Origin of the sequence: Streptomyces sp. NPDC093097, assembly GCF_044754325.1 — a bacterium.
Lineage (GTDB): Bacteria > Actinomycetota > Actinomycetes > Streptomycetales > Streptomycetaceae > Streptomyces.
Genome location: NZ_JBIVOW010000011.1, coordinates 28,241 through 48,069 on the forward strand (window position 1 = coordinate 28,241; position 19,829 = coordinate 48,069).

Here is a 19,829-nt window from a genome sequence, read left to right on the forward strand (position 1 = left end):
CTGAAGGAGATCGAGCGGCTGCGCCGGCAGAACGAGCAGCTGGTGGCTGCGGCCGTGGAACCCGTCGCGGTCGTCGGCATCGGCTGCCGGTTCCCCGGCGGCGTCACCTCCCCCGAAGACCTCTGGGACCTGGTCGCCCAAGGCCGCGACGTCATCGGGCCGTTCCCGCAGGACCGCGGCTGGGACCTGGAGAAGCTGGCCGGCGCCGGCGAGGGCAGCAGCCTCGCCCAGGTCGGCGGCTTCGTCGACGACGCCGCCGGCTTCGACCCCGGCTTCTTCGGCATCTCCCCGCGCGAAGCGGTCGCCATGGACCCCCAGCAGCGCATCCTCCTGGAGATCACCTGGGAGGCCCTGGAGCGCGCCGGCATCGACCCCTCGACCCTCCGCGGCAGCCAGACCGGCGTCTTCGTCGGCACCACCGGACAGGACTACGGCGAGGTCATCAAGGCCTCCGACGAGGACGTCGAGGTCTACTCCACCACCGGCCACGCCGCCAGCGTCATCTCCGGCCGGCTCTCCTACACCCTCGGCGCCGAGGGCCCCGCCGTCACCGTCGACACCGGCTGCTCCTCCTCCCTGGTCGCCCTGCACTGGGCCGTCCAGGCCCTGCGCGGCGGCGAATGCGCCATGGCCCTGGCCGGCGGCGCCTCCATCATGGCCACCCCCGGTCCGTTCGTCTCCTTCACCGCACAGAGCGGACTGGCCGCCGACGGCCGCTGCAAGCCGTTCTCCGACCGCGCCGACGGCACCGGCTGGGGCGAGGGCGCCGGCCTGCTCGTCCTGATGCGGCTCTCCGACGCCCAGCGCGAGGGCCGCCCGGTCCTCGCCGTGCTCCGCGGCTCCGCCATCAACCAGGACGGCGCCTCCAACGGCCTGACCGCCCCCAACGGCCCCTCCCAACAGCGCGTCATCCGCGCCGCGTTGGACAACGCCCACCTCACCGGCGCCGACATCGACGCCGTCGAGGCCCACGGCACCGGCACCACCCTCGGCGACCCCATCGAGGCCCAGGCGCTCCTGGCCACCTACGGACAGGACCGGCCGCGGCCCCTGTGGCTGGGCTCGGTGAAGTCCAACATCGGCCACACCCAGGCCGCTTCGGGCGCCGCCGGCGTGATCAAGATGATCATGGCGCTCCGCCACGGCGAACTGCCCCGCAGCCTGCACGCCGCCGAACCCACCACCGACGTCGACTGGACCACCGGCGCGGTCGCCCTCCTCAACGAGCCCGTCACCTGGCCCGAGACCGGACGCGCCCGCCGCGCCGGCGTCTCCTCCTTCGGCATCAGCGGCACCAACGCCCACCTCATCCTCGAACAGGCCCCCGCCGCCCCCGAAGCGCCCGCCGCCGAACCCGCCGTCCGCCCCGCCGTCATCCCCTGGACGCTCTCCGCCCGCACCGCCGCCGCCCTCGACGCCCAGCGCACCCGCCTGGCCGCCCACCTCGCCGCCACCCCCGACGCCGACCCCCTCGACATCGGCCACTCCCTCGCCGACGGCCGCGCCACCTTCGAGCACCGCACCGTCCTCCTCGCCGATGCCACCGACCCGGCCGGCCTCACCGAACTGGCCCACGGCGTCGCGGGCGAGGGCCTGTCCGCCGTCCTCTTCTCCGGCCAGGGCTCCCAGCGCCTGGGCATGGGACGCGAACTCCACGCCCGCTTCCCGGTGTTCGCCGAGACCTTCGACGAGATCGCCGCCCTCCTCGACAGCCACCTAGACCGCCCGCTGCGCGAGGTCGTCTGGGGCACCGACGCCGACGCGCTCAACGACACCGGCCGGGCCCAACCCGCCCTGTTCGCCGTCGAGGTCGCCCTCTACCGGCTGATCGCCTCCCTCGGCGTCACCCCCGACTTCGTCGGCGGCCACTCCATCGGCGAACTCGCCGCCGCCCACGTCGCCGGCGTCCTCTCCCTGGCCGACGCCTGCACCCTCGTCGCCGCCCGCGCCCGCCTCATGCAGGCCCTCCCGCGCGGCGGCGCCATGCTCGCGATCCGCGCCACCGAGGACGAGGTCCGCCCCCTCCTCACCGACGACGTCTCGATCGCCGCCGTCAACGGCCCCACCGCCGTCGTCGTCGCCGGCACCGAGGACGCCGTCGCCGCGATCGCCGCGCACTTCGCCGACCAGGACCGCAAGACCACCCGGCTGCGGGTCAGCCACGCCTTCCACTCACCGCTGATGGACCCGATGCTGGCGGACTTCCGCACCGTCGCCGAGGGCCTCACCTACCACGCGCCGCGCCTCCCGGTCGTCTCCAACCTCACCGGCACCATCGCCACCGACGCCGACCTGTGCTCCGCCGACTACTGGGTCCGCCACGTCCGCGAGGCCGTCCGCTTCGCCGACGGCATCACCACCCTCACCGCCCGCGGCGTCACCACCCTCGTCGAACTCGGCCCGGACGGCGTGCTGTCCGCCATGGCCCAGGACTCCCTCCCCGACGGCGCCACCGCCGTCCCGCTGCTCCGCAAGGACCGCCCCGAAGAGCTCTCCGCCCTCACCGGCCTGGCCCGCGCCCACGTCCGCGGCGTCACCGTCCAGTGGGCCCGCCTCTTCGACGGCACCGGCGCCCGCCGCACCGACCTGCCCACCTACCCCTTCCAGCACCAGCGCTACTGGCCCACCGCCGCCCGCGCCACCCAGGACGTCACCGCCGCCGGACTCGGCTCCGCCGACCACCCGCTGCTCGGCGCCACCGTCGAACTCGCCGACGGCGCCGGCTACCTGTTCACCAGCCGGCTCTCCGTCCGCACCCACCCCTGGCTCGCCGACCACGGCGTCCAGGGCCGGGCCCTGCTCCCCGGCACCGCCTTCGTCGAACTGGCCGTCCGCGCCGGCGACGAGGCCGGCTGCGACCGCGTCGAGGAACTCACCCTGGCCGCACCCCTGGTCCTCCCCGAGCAGGGCGGCGTCCAGCTCCAGGTCCGCGTCGGCGCCCCCGACACCGCCGGCCGCCGCACCCTCGGCATCTTCTCCCGCACCGCGGACGGCTTCGACCTGCCCTGGTCCCAGCACGCCACCGGCGTCCTGACCACCGGCGCCGGCGCCCCCGACCCGGCCTTCGACGCCACCGTCTGGCCCCCCGCCGACGCCGAACCCGTCGACCTCACCGGCGCCTACGCGCGCCTGGCCGACCTCGGCTTCGCCTACGGCCCCGCCTTCCAGGGCCTGCGCGCCGCCTGGCGCCGCGGCACCGAGGTCTACGCCGAGGTCGCCCTCTCCGACGACGCCGGCACCGACCCCACCGAATTCGGCCTGCACCCGGCCCTGTTGGACGCCGCCCAGCACGCCGCCGCCTACGCCGACCTCGGCGCCATCAGCCGCGGCGGCCTGCCCTTCGCCTGGGAAGGCGTCTCGCTCGCCGCCGCCGGCGCCCCCACCGTCCGCGCCCGGATCGCCCCCGCCGGCGAGGACACCGTCACCATCGCCGTCTACGACACCGCCGGCGCCCCCGTCCTGTCCGTGGACTCCCTGGTCTCCCGCGAGGTCCCCGCCGACGCAGCCGGCACCACCGCCGCGGTCCACCGCGACTCCCTCTTCCACGTCGAGTGGACCCCGCTGCGCACCCGGCCCACCCCCACCCCGACCGGCATCGCCGTCCTCGGCCCCGACCCGGACGCGCTCGCCGACGCCCTGCGCACCACCGGCCTGCACGCCACCACCCACCGCGACCTGGCCGCCCTCGCCGCCGCCGAAGGCCCCGTCCCCGACCTGGTCGTCACCACGCTGACCACCGACCCGGAGACCACCGCCCCCGACGCCGCGCACACCACCACCGCGGCCGTCCTCGACCTCGCCCAACAGTGGCTCGCCGACGCCCGGTTCGCCGCCGCCCGCCTGGTCCTCCTCACCCACGGCGCCACCGACGGCACCGACCCCGCCGCCGCGGCCGCCGGCGGTCTGATCCGCACCGCCCGCACCGAGAACCCCGGCCGCTTCGCCCTCCTCGACCTCGACACCCCCCACCCCGACCCCGCGGCCCTGGCGACCGCCCTGGCCGCCACCGGCGACGAACCCGACCTCGCGCTCCGCGGCACCGACGTGCACACCGCACGCCTCGCCCGCGTCCCCCTCCCCACCGCACCCCTGGACTGGAACCCCGACGGCACCGTCCTGATCACCGGCGGCACCGGCGGCCTCGGCGCGGTCCTCGCCCGCCACCTGGTCACCACCCACGGCGTCCGCCACCTGCTGCTCGTCAGCCGCCGCGGCCCGGCCGCCACCGGCGCCGACGACCTGACCACCGAACTCACCGACCACGGCGCCACCGTCCGCATCGCCGCCTGCGACGTCACCGACGCCGCCGCCGTCACCGACCTCCTCGCCACTGTCCCCGGCACCCACCCGCTCACCGCCGTCGTGCACACCGCCGGCATCGTCGACGACGGCGTCCTCGGCTCCCTCACCCCCGAGCGCCTGGCCGCCGTCCTGCGGCCGAAGGCGGACGCCGCCTGGCACCTGCACCACGCCACCCGCCACCTCGACCTGGACGCCTTCGTCCTGTTCTCCTCCGTCGCCGCCACCCTCGGCAGCCCCGGCCAGGCCAACTACGCCGCCGGCAACGCCTTCCTGGACGCCCTCGCCGCCCAGCGCGCCGCCGCCGGCCTGCCCGCCACCTCCCTGGCCTGGGGCCCCTGGACCCAGCGCGTCGGCATGACCAAGAGCCTGACCGACCTCGACGTCGAACGCATCGCCCGCTCCGGCATGCCACCGCTCACCGTGGAACAGGGCACCGCCCTGTTCGACGCGGCCCTCGCCGCCGGCCCCGCCGCCCTCGCCCCGGTCCGCCTCGACCTGCCCGTCCTGCGCACCCAGGGCGAGATCGCCCCCCTGCTGCGCGGCCTGATCCGCACCCCCGCACGCCGCACCGCCGCCCAGGTCTCCCAGACCGCCGACGGCCTCGCCCAACGCCTCACCGGCCTCGACACCACCGCCCGCCGGGAAGCCCTCCTCGACCTCGTCCGCACCCAGATCGCCCACGTCCTCGGCCACACCGACGCCACCGACGTCGAAGCCGGCCGCCAGTTCCAGGACCTCGGCTTCGACTCCCTCACCGCCGTCGAACTCCGCAACGCGCTCAACACCGCCACCGGCCTGCGCCTGCCCGCCACCATGGTGTTCGACTACCCGACACCGCACGCCCTCGCCGACCACCTGCGCGACGAACTCCTCGGCACGGACGAGGAATCGACCCCCCTCGCCGCGCTGCCGACGCCGGTCGCCGCCACCACCGACGACCCGATCGTCATCGTCGGCATGGCCTGCCGCTACCCCGGCGGCGTCGCCTCACCCGAGGACCTCTGGCGCCTGGTCAGCGAAGGCGCCGACGCCACCGGCCCGTTCCCGACCAACCGCGGCTGGGACCTGGACAACCTCTACGACCCCGACCCGGACCGCCCCGGCCGCACCCACGTCCGCGCCGGCGGCTTCCTGCACGACGCCGGCGCCTTCGACCCGGACTTCTTCGGCATGAGCCCCCGCGAGGCGCTGGCCACCGACTCCCAGCAGCGCCTGCTGCTCGAACTGTCCTGGGAGGCCGTCGAACGCGCCGGCATCGACCCCGTCTCACTGCGCGACAGCCGCACCGGCGTCTTCGCCGGCGTCATGTACAACGACTACGGCACCACCCTGACCGGCGACGAGTACGAGGCGTTCCGCGGCAACGGCAGCGCCCCCAGCGTCGCCTCCGGCCGCATCTCCTACACCCTCGGCCTCGAAGGCCCGGCCGTCACGGTCGACACCGCCTGCTCCTCCTCGCTGGTCGCGCTGCACTGGGCGGCCCAGGCGCTGCGGGCGGGGGAGTGCTCGCTGGCGTTGGCCGGTGGTGTGACGGTGATGTCCACGCCCAGCACGTTCGTCGAGTTCTCGCGCCAGCGGGGCCTGGCCCCCGACGGCCGGTCCAAGGCGTTCGCCGAGGCCGCCGATGGCGTCGCCTGGTCCGAAGGCGTCGGCATGCTGGTGCTGGAGCGCCAGTCGGACGCCCTCCGCAACGGTCACGAGATCCTGGCCGTGGTGCGGGGCTCCGCCGTCAACCAGGACGGCGCCTCCAACGGCCTCACCGCCCCCAACGGCCCGTCCCAGCAACGCGTCATCCGCCAGGCACTGGCCAGCGGCGGCCTGTCCACCGACGACGTGGACGTCGTCGAGGCCCATGGCACCGGCACCACGCTCGGCGACCCGATCGAGGCCCAGGCACTCATCGCCACCTACGGACGCGACCGCGCCCCCGAACAGCCCCTGTGGCTGGGCTCGGTGAAGTCCAACATCGGCCACACCCAGGCCGCGGCCGGCGTCGCCGGCATCATCAAGATGGTCATGGCGATGCGGTACGGCATCCTCCCGCAGACCCTGCACGTCGACGCGCCGTCCTCGCACATCGACTGGACCGCGGGCGCCGTCGAACTGCTCACCGAGCAGACCGCCTGGCCCGAGTCCGGCCGCGCCCGCCGCGCCGGCGTCTCCTCCTTCGGCATCAGCGGCACCAACGCCCACGTCATCATCGAGCAGCCGCCGACCGTCGTCCCCGGCACCGCCGTGAGCACCCGCCGCCCCGTCGAGGAACTGCCCGTCGCCCCCTGGGCGTTGTCCGCGAAGACCCCCGACGCCCTGCGCGACCAGGCCGCCCGCCTCCTCGCCCACGTCGAGGCCCACCCCGAACTGCGCCCCCTGGACATCAGCTACTCGCTGATCAGCACCCGCACCGCCTTCGACCACCGCGCCGTCGTCCTCGGCAGCGACCACGCCGAGGCCCTGCGCGCCCTCGCCGCCCTCGCCGCCGGCAAGGACGACCCGGCCGCCCGCACCGGCACCTCCCGCACCGGCCGGACCGCCTTCCTCTTCTCCGGCCAGGGCTCCCAACGACTCGGCATGGGCCGCGTCCTCTACGAGCGCTTCCCCGTCTTCGCCGAAGCCCTCGACACCGTCCTCACCTGCCTGGACGCGGAACTCGGCCGCCCCCTGCGGGACATCATCTGGGGCGACGACGCCCAGCTCCTGGACCGCACCGGCTACACCCAACCCGCCCTCTTCGCCATCGAAGTGGCACTCTTCCGCCTCCTGGAATCCTGGTCCGTCACCCCGGACTTCGTCGCCGGCCACTCCATCGGCGAGATCGCCGCCGCGCACGTCGCAGGCGTCCTCTCCCCGGCCGACGCCTGCCGCCTCGTCGTCGCCCGCGCCGCACTGATGCAGTCGCTGCCCGAAGGCGGCGCCATGATCGCTGTCCAGGCAACCGAGGACGAGGTCACCCCGCTCCTCACCGACGACATCTCGATCGCCGCGATCAACGGCCCGGCCTCCGTCGTCGTCTCCGGCCACGCGGACGCCGCCCTCGCCCTCGGCCGGCACTTCGCCGACCAGGGCCGCCGCACCACCCGCCTGCGCGTCAGCCACGCCTTCCACTCCCCGCTGATGGCGCCGATGCTCGACGACTTCCGCGCCGTCGTCGACAGCCTCACCTTCGCCGCCCCGACCTACCCCGTCGTGTCCAACCTGACCGGCGAACTGGCCTCGGCCGACGAACTCCGCTCGGCCGACTACTGGGTCCGCCACGTCCGCGACGCGGTCCGCTTCGCCGACGGCATCACCACCCTCGCCGACCGCGGCGTCACCACCTTCATCGAACTCGGCCCGGACAGCGTGCTGTCCGCCATGGCCCAGGAAACCGCACCCGAGGGCGCCACCACCGTCCCGCTGCTGCGCAAGGACCGGCCCGAGGAACAGGCCGTCGCCGCCGCCCTCAGCCACCTCCAGATGCTCGGCGTCGAGGCCGACTGGTCCGCCACCTACGACGGCCTGGGCGCCGTCCGCGTCGACCTGCCGACCTACGCCTTCCAGCACCGCTGGTTCTGGCCCGCCGCCCGCACCGCCCGCCCCGACGACGTCCGCGCCGCCGGCCTCGGCGCCGCCGAGCACCCGCTGCTGGGCGCCGCCGTGCAACTCCCCGACGACGGCGCGCTGTTCACCGGCCGCCTCTCCCTGCGCACCCACCCCTGGCTGGCCGACCACACCGTCCTGGGCACCGTCCTGCTCCCCGGCACCGCGCTGGTGGAACTCGCCGTCCGCGCGGGCGACGAGACCGGCTGCGGCCACATCGAGGAACTCACCCTCGCCGCCCCGCTGACCCTGCCCGAGGACACCGCCGTCCTCCTCCAGGTCCACGTCGGCGCCGCCGACGACACCGGCCGCCGCACCGTCACCCTCCACACCCGCCCCGACGACGCCACCGACGGCACCTGGACGCTGCACGCCACCGGTGTGCTCTCCACCGCCACCCCCGCCGCCCCGCCGTTCGACACCACGGCCTGGCCGCCCGCCGATGCCCAACCCCTGACCACCGAAGACTGCTACGCCCACTTCGCCACCCTCGGCTTCGCCTACGGCCCCGCCTTCCAGGGCCTGCGCGCCGCCTGGCGCACCGGCGACGTCCTCTACGCCGAAGTGGCCCTGCCGGAACCGGCCACCGACGACGCGGCCGCCTTCGGCCTGCACCCCGCCCTCCTCGACGCGGCCCTGCACCCCGCCCTCCTCTCCGACGACGGCGACACCGGTCTCCCGTTCTCCTGGGAAGGCGTCACCCTGCACGCCACCGGGGCCACCGCACTGCGCGTCCGCCTCGCCCCGGCCGGCCCGGGCGGCCTGTCCCTCACCGCCGTCGACCCGGCCGGCCACCCCGTCGCCACCGTCACCCGGCTCCTCGCCCGCCCCCTGGACGCCGAGCAGCTGACCACCCATCACACCCACGCCCGCGACGCGCTCTTCCAGCTGGACTGGACCCCCGTCCCGCTCCCCGACGCCGCGAACCCCGCGCCGCCGGCCCTCCTCGGCCCGGACACCACCCCGCTCGACGACCTTCCCTCCCTCACCCGTCACGCCACCCTCGACGACCTCCTGGCCGCCGACACCACCCCGCCCGCCACGGTCCTCGTCCCGCTCCACGGCGACCCCCACGACGACACCCCGGGCGCCGTCCACACCCTCACCACCACCGCACTGACCCTCGTCCAGCAGTGGCTCGCCACCGACCGGCTCGCCGGCTCCCGCCTGGTCTTCGTCACCCACGGAGCCGTCACCACCGGCGACGCGCCCGCCACCGACCTGGCCGCCGCCGCGGTCTGGGGCCTGATCCGCTCCGCACAGACCGAGAACCCCGGCACCTTCGCCCTCCTCGACCTCGACACCGAACCCGCCTCCACCACCGCGCTCACCCGCGCCCTGGCCCTCGACGAACCGCAACTCCTCCTCCACGGCGGCCGCGCCGCCGCCGCCCGCCTCACTCGCACCCCCGCCCCCACGACCACCGACACGCCCTGGACCGCGGACGGAACGGTGCTGGTCACCGGCGGCACCGGTGGCCTGGGCGGAGTCCTGGCCCGGCACCTGGTGCACTCCTGCGGCGTCCGGCACCTGCTGCTGACCAGCCGTTCCGGCAGCGGTGCGGCGGGCGCGGCCGAACTGGTCGCGGAGCTGGAGTCGGCGGGCGCACAGGTCGCGGTCGCGGCCTGCGACGTCGCCGATCGGGCGGCCGTCGCCGAGCTGCTCGCCGGCGTCCCGGCGGCACATCCGCTGACGGCGGTCGTGCACACGGCCGGCGTGCTGGACGACGGCGTGGTGGCGTCGCTGACGCCGGAGCGCCTGGCCGCGGTGCTGCGCCCGAAGGTGGACGGCGCCTGGCACCTCCACGAGGCCACCCGCGCGATGGACCTGGACGCGTTCGTCGTCTTCTCCTCCGTCGCGGGCGTGTTCGGCGGACCGGGCCAGGCCAACTACGCGGCCGGCAACGCCTTCCTGGACGCCCTGGCGGCCCATCGCACGGCGGCCGGACTGCCCGGTGTGTCGCTGGCCTGGGGTGCCTGGGAACAGGGCGTCGGCATGACTGCCGGCCTGACCGACCGGGACATCCGCCGCGCCGCCGAGTCCGGTATGCCGCTGCTGAGCGTCGAACAGGGCCTGGCCCTCTTCGACACGGCGCTGGCGACCGGCCGTGCCGCGCTCGTCCCGGCCCGCCTGGACCTGGCCGCCCTGCGCACCCAGGGCGAGAGCACACCGCTTCTCCGCGGCCTGCTCCGCACGCCGCCGCGCCGCACCGCGGCAGCCACCACCCTCGCCCCCGGCGCCGACTCCGGCCTCCTCCAACGGCTCGGCGGCCTCGACCACGCCCACCGCCACGAGGCACTCCTCGACCTCGTCCGCGGCAGCGCCGCCCACGTCCTCGGCCACGCCGACGGCAACGCCATCGACGCCGAACGCGCCTTCCGCGACCTGGGCTTCGACTCCCTCACCGCCGTCGAACTCCGCAACCGCCTGCGCACCGCCACCGGCCTGCGCCTGTCCGCCACCATGGTCTTCGACCACCCCACCCTCTCCGCCCTCGCGGACCACCTCCACCAGGAGCTGTTCGGCGCCGCGGAGAGCCAGGCACAGGCACCGGCCCAGGCACTCGCGTCGGCACCGGACGACCCGATCGTGGTCGTGGGGATGGCCTGCCGCTTCCCGGGCGGGGTCGCCTCCCCCGAGGACCTGTGGCGCCTGGTCAGCAACGGAACCGACGCCATCACCGACTTCCCGACCAACCGCGGCTGGGACCTCGACAACCTCTACGACCCGGACCCCGAGCACCTGGGCACGTCCTACACCCGCTCCGGTGGATTCCTGCACGAGGCGGGGGAGTTCGACCCGGCGTTCTTCGGCATGAGCCCGCGGGAAGCCGTGGCCACCGACTCCCAGCAGCGCCTGCTGCTGGAGTCGTCCTGGGAGGCGATCGAGCGCGCCGGCATCGACCCGCAGAGCCTGCGCGGCAGCCAGACCGGCGTCTTCGCCGGTGTGATGTACGGCGACTACGGAAGCATGCTGAGCGGTAAGGAGTTCGAGGGATTCCAGGGGCAGGGAAGTGCGGGCAGCGTGGCCTCCGGCCGCGTCTCGTACACCTTCGGCTTCGAGGGCCCGGCCGTGACCGTGGACACCGCCTGCTCCTCGTCGCTGGTCGCGCTGCACTGGGCGGCCCAGGCGCTGCGGGCGGGGGAGTGCTCGCTGGCGTTGGCCGGTGGTGTGACGGTGATGTCCACGCCGAGCACGTTCGTGGAGTTCTCGCGCCAGCGGGGTCTGGCCGCGGACGGCCGCTCCAAGGCGTTCGCCGAGGCCGCGGACGGCGTGGGCTGGTCCGAGGGCGTGGGCATGCTGGTGCTGGAGCGCCAGTCGGATGCCATCCGTAACGGTCACGAGATCCTGGCCGTGGTGCGGGGTTCGGCCGTCAACCAGGACGGTGCGTCCAACGGCCTGACCGCCCCCAACGGTCCGTCGCAGCAGCGCGTCATCCGCCAGGCACTGGCCAGCGGCGGCCTGTCCACCGCTGAGGTGGACGTGGTCGAGGCGCACGGCACCGGCACCACGCTCGGCGATCCGATCGAGGCCCAGGCCCTGCTCGCCACCTACGGCCAGGACCGCACGGCGGACCAGCCCCTCTGGCTCGGCTCGCTCAAGTCCAACATCGGGCACGCACAGGCCGCGGCCGGTGTCGCCGGCGTCATCAAGATGGTGATGGCGATGCGGCACGGCGTCCTCCCGCAGACCCTGCACGTCGACGCGCCGTCGTCGCACGTGGACTGGAGCGCGGGCGCCGTCGAGCTGCTGACCGAGCAGACCGCCTGGCCGGAGACCGGCCGGGCCCGTCGCGCCGGCGTCTCCTCGTTCGGCATCAGCGGCACCAACGCCCACGTCATCCTGGAACAGTCGGCGCCCGCTCCGGATGCGACCGAGGCGCCGAGTGGGCCCGCGCCCACCGTCGTCCCGCTCCCGCTGTCCGGAAAGTCCCCCGAAGCCCTGCGCGACCAGGCCGCCCGCCTGCTGACCACGCTGACCGAGCGGTCCGACCTGCGCCCGCTCGACCTCGGCCACTCGCTGGCGACCACCCGTTCGGCGTTCGACCACCGAGCGGTGGTCCTCGCCTCCGAACGCGCCGACACCGTACGTGCGTTGACGGCCGTCGCCGCCGGTGAAGCGGACTCCGCCGTCGTCGTCGACCGCATCCGCCCGGGTCGTTGTGCGGTGCTGTTCTCGGGTCAGGGTTCGCAGCGTCTGGGGATGGGGCGTGAGCTGTACGACCGGTTCCCGGTGTTCGCCCAGGCTCTGGATGCTGTGGTCGCGCTGCTGGATGCTGAGCTGTCCGATTCGGACGCCGTTGGCTTGCGGGAGGTGATGTGGGGTGCGGATGCCGACTCGTTGAACGAGACCGGTTGGACGCAGCCCGCGCTCTTCGCGGTTGAGGTGGCGCTCTTCCGGTTGGTGGAGAGTTGGGGTGTGCGGCCGGACTTCGTGGCCGGGCACTCCATCGGCGAGATCGCCGCGGCTCATGTCGCCGGGGTGTTGACGCTTGAGGATGCCTGCCGTCTGGTGGTGGCGCGTGCGTCGCTGATGCAGGCGCTGCCGTCGGGTGGTGCGATGGTCGCCGTCCAGGCAACCGAGGACGAGATCACCCCGCACCTCACCGACGAGGTGTCGATCGCGGCCGTCAACGGCCCCGCCTCCGTGGTCGTCTCCGGTACCGAGAGCGCGACCGGTGCGCTGGCGGAACGGCTCGCCGAGACCGGCCGCAAGACGACCCGGCTGCGGGTCTCGCACGCCTTCCACTCCCCGCTGATGGACCCGATGCTGGCGGACTTCCGCGCCGTCGCCGAGGGACTGTCCTACGCCGACCCGACCCTCCCCGTCGTGTCGAACCTGACCGGCCGCCTGGCCACGGCCGACGAACTCCGCTCGGCCGACTACTGGGTCCGGCACGTCCGGGAAGCGGTCCGCTTCGCCGACGGCGTCGCCACGTTGGAGAACGAAGGCGCCACCGTGTTCCTGGAGCTGGGGCCGGACGGCGTGCTGTCCGCCATGGCCCAGGAGTCGTTGACCGGTGACGCGATCACCGTCCCGGTCCTGCGCAAGGGCCGCGACGAGGAGAACGCCGCACTCACCGCACTCGCCCACCTGCACACCGCGGGACTGCGCATCGACTGGTCGGCGCTCTTCGCCGGCTCCGGAGCGGTCCGCGTCGAGCTGCCGACCTACGCCTTCCAGCACGCCACCTACTGGCCCACCGGCACGCCGTCCACCGCGCACGCCACGGCCGTCGGCCTCACCGCCGCCGGACACCCGCTGCTCAACGGCTCGGTCGAACTCGCCGAAGGCGAAGGGGTGTTGTTCACCGGCCGGCTGTCGTTGCAGTCGCACCCGTGGCTGGCCGACCACGCCGTCATGGGACAGGTCCTGCTGCCCGGCACCGCGCTGCTGGAGCTGGCGTTCCGGGCCGGCGACGAGGTCGGCTGCGACCGCGTCGAGGAACTGACGCTGGCCGCACCGATGGTGCTGCCCGAGCGCGGCGCGCTGCAGACCCAGGTCCGGGTCGGCGCCGCCGACGACACCGGCCGCCGCACCGTCACCCTCCACTCACGGCCGGAGCACGCCGCCGACGTGTCCTGGACCCAGCACGCCACCGGCACCCTCACCACGGGCCCCGCCCCGGCCGACGCCGGCTTCGACGCCACGGTCTGGCCGCCCGCCGACGCCGAACCCCTCGACACCGACGACTGCTACACCCACTTCGCCACCGCCGGCTTCGGCTACGGTCCGGTCTTCCAGGGCCTGCGGGCCGCCTGGCGCGTCGGGGACGTGCGGTACGCCGAGGTGGCCCTGCCGGAGTCCGCCGCCGAGGACGCGGCCGCCTTCGGACTGCACCCCGCGCTCCTCGACGCCGCGCTGCACGCCGCGCTCCTGGCCCACGGCGGCGAGGAGCCGGACGGCGGACTCCCGTTCTCCTGGGAGGGCGCCACCCTGTACGCCACCGGCGCCACCGGGCTGCGCGTCCGGCTGGCACCGACGGGCGACAACGGCCGGTCGACGGCCATCGCGGTCGCCGACACCGCCGGCCGTCCGGTCGCCGCCATCGACCAGCTCGTCTCCCGTCCGGTCTCCGGCGACCAGCAGGCGAACGGTTCGGCGGGCCTCGCCCGCGACGCGCTGTTCGCCCTGGACTGGACCCCCGTACCCCAGCCGACGCAGGACGCGACCGGGGAGGCCGCCGAGGCCGCTCCCGCCACCCTCGCGCTCGTCGGTGCCGCGGACGGCACCGCACTCGCCGACGACCTGACCGCCGCCGGCGTCCCCCTCACCACCCACCCCGACCTGTCCGCCCTGGCCGCCCACGTCGCGGACGGCGCCGAGCTCCCCGACACGGTCCTGGTCGCCGTCGACGGAACCCGGACCCTCGCAGCGGACGCGGAGCCGGACGCCCCGACCCCGGCCGAGGCCGCACACTCCCTGACCGCCGACGCACTCGCCCTCCTCCAGGAATGGAACGCGCAGGGGCACTTCGCGGGCGCACGACTGGCGTTCGTCACGGCCGGCGCGGTGGCCGCCGGCGGGACCGAGGTCACCGACATCGCCGCGGCCGCGGCCTGGGGCCTGGTGCGCTCCGCCCAGTCCGAGGCCCCGGACACCTTCGTCCTTCTCGACCGGGACCCGCACCCGGCCGACCCGCACGACCGCGCCGCGGCCGCCGCACGGGGCCAACTGCTGCTCCGCGCGCTGCACACCGCCGAACCGCAACTCGCCCTCCGCGACGGCAGCGTGCTCGCCGGCCGACTGGCCCGGCTCGACACCACCACCGTCCTGACCCCGCCGGCCGCACCGGCCTGGCGGCTCGACAGCACGGCCAAGGGCAGCCTCGACAGCCTCGCCCTGACCCCGTACCCGGCGGCACTGGAACCGCTCGCCGGCCATGACGTCCGCGTCGAGGTCCGCGCCGCCGGCCTGAACTTCCGCGACGTCCTCAACGCGCTCGGGATGTACCCGGGCGACGACGTGGGCCTGTTCGGCTCGGAGGCGGCCGGTGTGGTCGTCGAGGTCGGACCGAAGGTCGCCGACCTGGCCCCCGGCGACCACGTCATGGGCATGATCACCGGCAGCTTCGGCTCCCTCGCCGTGGACGACGCCCGCCGCCTCACCCGCCTGCCCGAGGACTGGACCTGGGAGACCGGCGCCTCGGTCCCGCTGGTGTTCCTGACCGCGTACTACGCCCTGAAGGAGCTGGGCGGTCTGCGGGCGGGGGAGAAGGTGCTGGTGCATGCCGGTGCCGGTGGTGTGGGTATGGCCGCGGTCCAGATCGCGCGCCATCTCGGTGCGGAGGTCTTCGCGACTGCCAGTGAGGGCAAGTGGGAGGTGCTGCGCTCGCTGGGCGTGGCCGATGACCACATCGCCTCGTCCCGGAGCCTGGACTTCGAGACGGCGTTCGCCGCGGTCGCCGGCGACGGCGGCCTGGACGTCGTACTGAACTCCCTCGCGGGCGAGTTCGTCGACGCCTCGATGCGACTGCTGGGCGACGGCGGACGCTTCCTGGAGATGGGCAAGACCGACATCCGCGCCGGCGACACCGTCCCCGACCACCTCACCTACCACTCCTTCGACCTCGCCTGGGTCGCCCCCGCCACCATCGGCACCATGCTGGCCGAGCTGATGGAGCTCTTCCACACCGGCGCACTGCGCCCCCTCCCGGTCCGCACCTGGGACGTCCGGCACGCCAAGGACGCGTTCCGGCACATGAGCATGGCCAAGCACATCGGCAAGATCGTGCTGACCCTGCCCCGCAGCTGGCAGCCTGATGGAACGGTGCTGGTGACGGGCGGCACCGGCGGCCTGGGCGGGCTGCTGGCCCGGCACCTGGTGCGCTCCTGCGGTGTCCGCCACCTGCTGCTGACCAGCCGGTCCGGCCTGCGGGCCGCGGGTGCGGCCGAGTTGGTCGACGAACTGGAGTCGCTGGGGGCGCAGGTCTCGGTGGCGGCGTGTGACGTCGCCGACCGCGCCGCGGTGGCGGAACTGCTCGCCGGCGTACCGCAGACGACCCCGTTGCGGGCCGTGGTCCACACCGCGGGTGTGCTGGACGACGGCGTGGTGGGCTCGTTGACCCCGGAGCGCCTGTCCGCGGTGCTGCGCCCGAAGGTGGACGGTGCCTGGCACCTCCACGAGGCCACCCGGGGCCTGGACCTGGACGCGTTCGTCGTCTTCTCCTCCGTCGCGGGTGTGTTCGGCGGTGCCGGCCAGGCCAACTACGCGGCCGGCAACGCCTTCCTGGACGGCTTGGCGGCATACCGGGCGGCCGCCGGCCTGCCCGGTGTGTCGCTGGCCTGGGGCGCCTGGGCCCAGGGCGCAGGCATGACCGCCGGACTGGGGGAGCGCGACATCCGCCGCGCCGCCGAATCCGGTATGCCGCTGCTGACCGTCGACCAGGGCCTGGCCCTCTTCGACACCGCACTGGCCTCGGGACACGCCGCCCTCGTCCCGGTCCGCCTGGACCTGGCCGCACTGCGCCGGCAGCCCACCATCCCGCCGCTGCTCCGCGGCCTGGTCAAGGCACCCCTCCGCCGCACCGCGGCGGCGACCACGCCCGGCGACACCGGACTGGCCGAGCAACTCACCCGACTCCAGCGCACCGAGCGACGGGACACCCTCCTCGCCCTCGTCCGTGACCAGGCCGCCATGGTCCTCGGCCACACCACCGGCGACGGCGTCGACCCCTCCCGCGCCTTCCGCGACCTCGGCTTCGACTCGCTCACCGCCGTCGAACTCCGCAACCGCATCGGCGCCGCGACCGGCATCCGCCTCCCCGCCACGGCGGTCTTCGACTACCCCACCGCCACCGCCCTCGCCGAGCACCTGCTCACCGAACTCCTCGGCCCCGACGCCGAATCGGACCCGCAGGAGCCCGACGCCACGCTCGTCGCCCCGGACGACGACCCGATCGTCGTCGTCGGCATGAGCTGCCGCTTCCCCGGCGGCATCACCTCACCCGAGGACCTGTGGCGCCTGCTCGCCGACGGCGCCGACGTCGTCTCCGACTTCCCCGCCAACCGCGGCTGGGACCTGGACAACCTCTACGACCCCGACCCCGCCCACACCGGCACCTCGTACACCCGCTCCGGCGGATTCCTGCACGACGCCGCCGACTTCGACGCCGACTTCTTCGGCATGAGCCCCCGCGAGGCCATGGCCACCGACTCCCAGCAGCGCCTGCTGCTGGAGTCGACGTGGGAGGCGATCGAGCGGGCCGGCATCGACCCGCAGACCCTGCGCGACAGCCGAACCGGCGTCTTCGCCGGCGTCATGTACAGCGGCTACGCCACCCGCCTCGACGGCGCCGAATTCGAAGGGTTCCAGGGCCAGGGCAGCGCGCTGAGCGTCGCCTCCGGACGCGTCTCGTACACCTTCGGCTTCGAGGGCCCGGCGATGACCGTGGACACCGCCTGCTCCTCCTCACTGGTCGCACTGCACCTCGCCGCCCAGGCACTGCGCGGCGGTGAGTGCACCCTCGCCCTCGCGGGCGGCGTCACCGTCATGTCCATCCCGGACACCTTCGTCGAGTTCTCCCGGCAGCGTGGCCTGGCCCCCGACGGCCGCTCCAAGCCGTTCTCCGAATCCGCGGACGGCGTGGGCTGGTCCGAGGGCGTGGGCATGCTGGTGCTGGAGCGCCAGTCCGATGCGATCCGTAACGGTCACGAGATCCTGGCCGTGGTGCGGGGCTCGGCCGTCAACCAGGACGGTGCCTCCAACGGCCTCACCGCGCCGAACGGCCCGTCCCAGCAGCGCGTCATCCGCCAGGCACTGGCCAGCGGCGGCCTGTCCACCGCTGAGGTGGACGTGGTCGAGGCGCACGGTACGGGTACGACGCTGGGCGACCCGATCGAGGCCCAGGCACTGCTCGCCACCTACGGCCAGCACCGCCCCGAGGACCGGCCGCTGCTGCTCGGCTCGGTCAAGTCCAACCTCGGGCACACCCAGGCCGCGGCCGGCGTCGCAGGCGTCATCAAGATGGTGCTGGCGATGCGGCACGGCGTCCTGCCCCGCAGCCTGAACGTCACCGAACCGTCCTCCCACGTCGACTGGACAGCGGGAGCCGTCGAACTCCTCACCGAACAGACCGCCTGGCCCGAGTCCGGCCGGGCCCGTCGCGCCGGTGTCTCGTCCTTCGGCATCAGCGGCACCAATGCCCACGTCATCCTGGAACAGCCGACGGCTGCACAGCGCCCGCAGGCACCGGTAACGCCGGAGACCGCCACCGTGGAGCCGACCGTGGTCCCGTGGGCGCTGTCGGGCAAGACCCCGCAGGCCCTGCGCGCCCAGGCCGCACGCCTCCTCGCCCACGTACAGCAGCACCCCGACCTCGCCCCCGTCGACGTCGCCCTCTCCCTCGCCACCCAGCGCTCCCACTTCGCCCACCGGGCCGTCGTCCTGAGCGCCGACCACGACGAGGCGACCCGGGCCCTGTCCGCCCTCGCGGCGGGCGACCCGGACCCCTCGGCGCTCAACGACACGGTGCGCCCGGGTCGTTGCGCGGTGCTGTTCTCGGGTCAGGGTTCGCAGCGTCTGGGGATGGGGCGTGAGCTGTATGACCGGTTCCCGGTGTTCGCCCAGGCTCTGGATGCTGTGGTCGAGTTGCTGGATGTGGAGTTGTCGTCCGGCTCGGCTTCGATTGGCCTGCGGGGGGTGATGTGGGGTGCGGATGCCGACCGGTTGAACGAGACCGGTTGGACGCAGCCCGCGCTCTTCGCGGTCGAGGTGGCGCTCTTCCGGTTGGTGGAGAGTTGGGGTGTGCGGCCGGACTTCGTGGCCGGGCACTCGATCGGTGAGATCGCGGCGGCTCATGTCGCCGGGGTGTTGACGCTTGAGGATGCCTGCCGTTTGGTGGTGGCGCGTGCGTCGCTGATGCAGGCGCTGCCGTCGGGTGGTGCGATGGTCGCCGTCCAGGCAACCGAGGACGAGATCACCCCGCACCTGAGCGACGGGGTGTCGATCGCTGCTGTCAACGGGCCTCGTTCGGTGGTGGTGTCGGGTTCCGAGGACGCTGCTGTTGAGCTTGCGGCGCGGTTCGAGGCGGAGGGACGGCGCACGACCCGCTTGCGTGTCTCGCATGCCTTCCATTCCCCGCTGATGGACCCGATGCTGGCGGACTTCCGGGCCGTTGCCGAGGGGCTGTCGTACGCCGCTCCGTCCATCCCGGTGGTGTCGAACCTGACCGGTGGACTGGCCTCGGCCGACGAGCTCTGCTCGGCTGACTACTGGGTCCGCCATGTTCGTGAGGCGGTTCGCTTCGCGGATGGTGTGACGTGCCTGGAGGCGGAGGGAGTACGGACGTTCCTGGAGCTCGGCCCGGACGGCGTCCTGGCCGCCATGGCCCGGGAGACGCTCACCGACGAGACCGTCACCGTCCCCGCCCTCCGCAGGAACACCTCAGAGGAACGCGCGCTGCTCACCGCACTCGGCCGGCTCCACGCCACCGGGGCGACGATCGACTGGACGGCGTTCCTGGACCCGACCGGTGCACGGCCGGTGGACCTGCCGACGTACGCGTTCCAACACCGGACGTTCTGGCCCTCCGGCGGCCCGGGCACGGCCGACGCCACCGCCGTCGGCATCACCGGAGCCGGCCACCCGCTCCTCAACGGCATCGTCGAACTCGCCGAGGACGACGGCCTGTTGTTCACCGGCCGACTGTCGTTGCAGTCGCACCCATGGCTGGCTGACCACGCCGTCATGGGGCAGGTCCTCCTGCCCGGCACCGCGCTCCTGGAGCTCGCCCTGCGCGCCGGCGACGAGGTCGACTGCGACCACGTCGAGGAACTGACACTGGCCGCACCGCTCGTCCTTCCCGAGCGCGGCGCGGTCCGGACCCAGGTCCGGGTGGGCGTCGCCGATGCGACGGGTCGCCGCACCCTCACCATCCACTCGCGCCCCGAACACGCCACGGACTCCCCGTGGACCCAGCACGCCACCGGCGTCCTGGCCACCGGCCGGCC

Annotated in this window: 1 protein-coding gene (cut by a window edge); it reads left to right on the forward strand. The window is 74.4% G+C overall.

Features of this window, described 5'->3' with window-relative positions:
* A protein-coding gene (locus tag ACIQE0_RS19895; protein ID WP_402334207.1) for an SDR family NAD(P)-dependent oxidoreductase crosses the window boundary here: on the forward strand, positions 1-19,829 show its 5' portion. 13,174 nt of this gene lie beyond the right edge of the window; 19,829 of the gene's 33,003 nt are visible here — the first part of the coding sequence; the start codon lies at positions 1-3; its stop codon lies beyond the right edge, outside the window.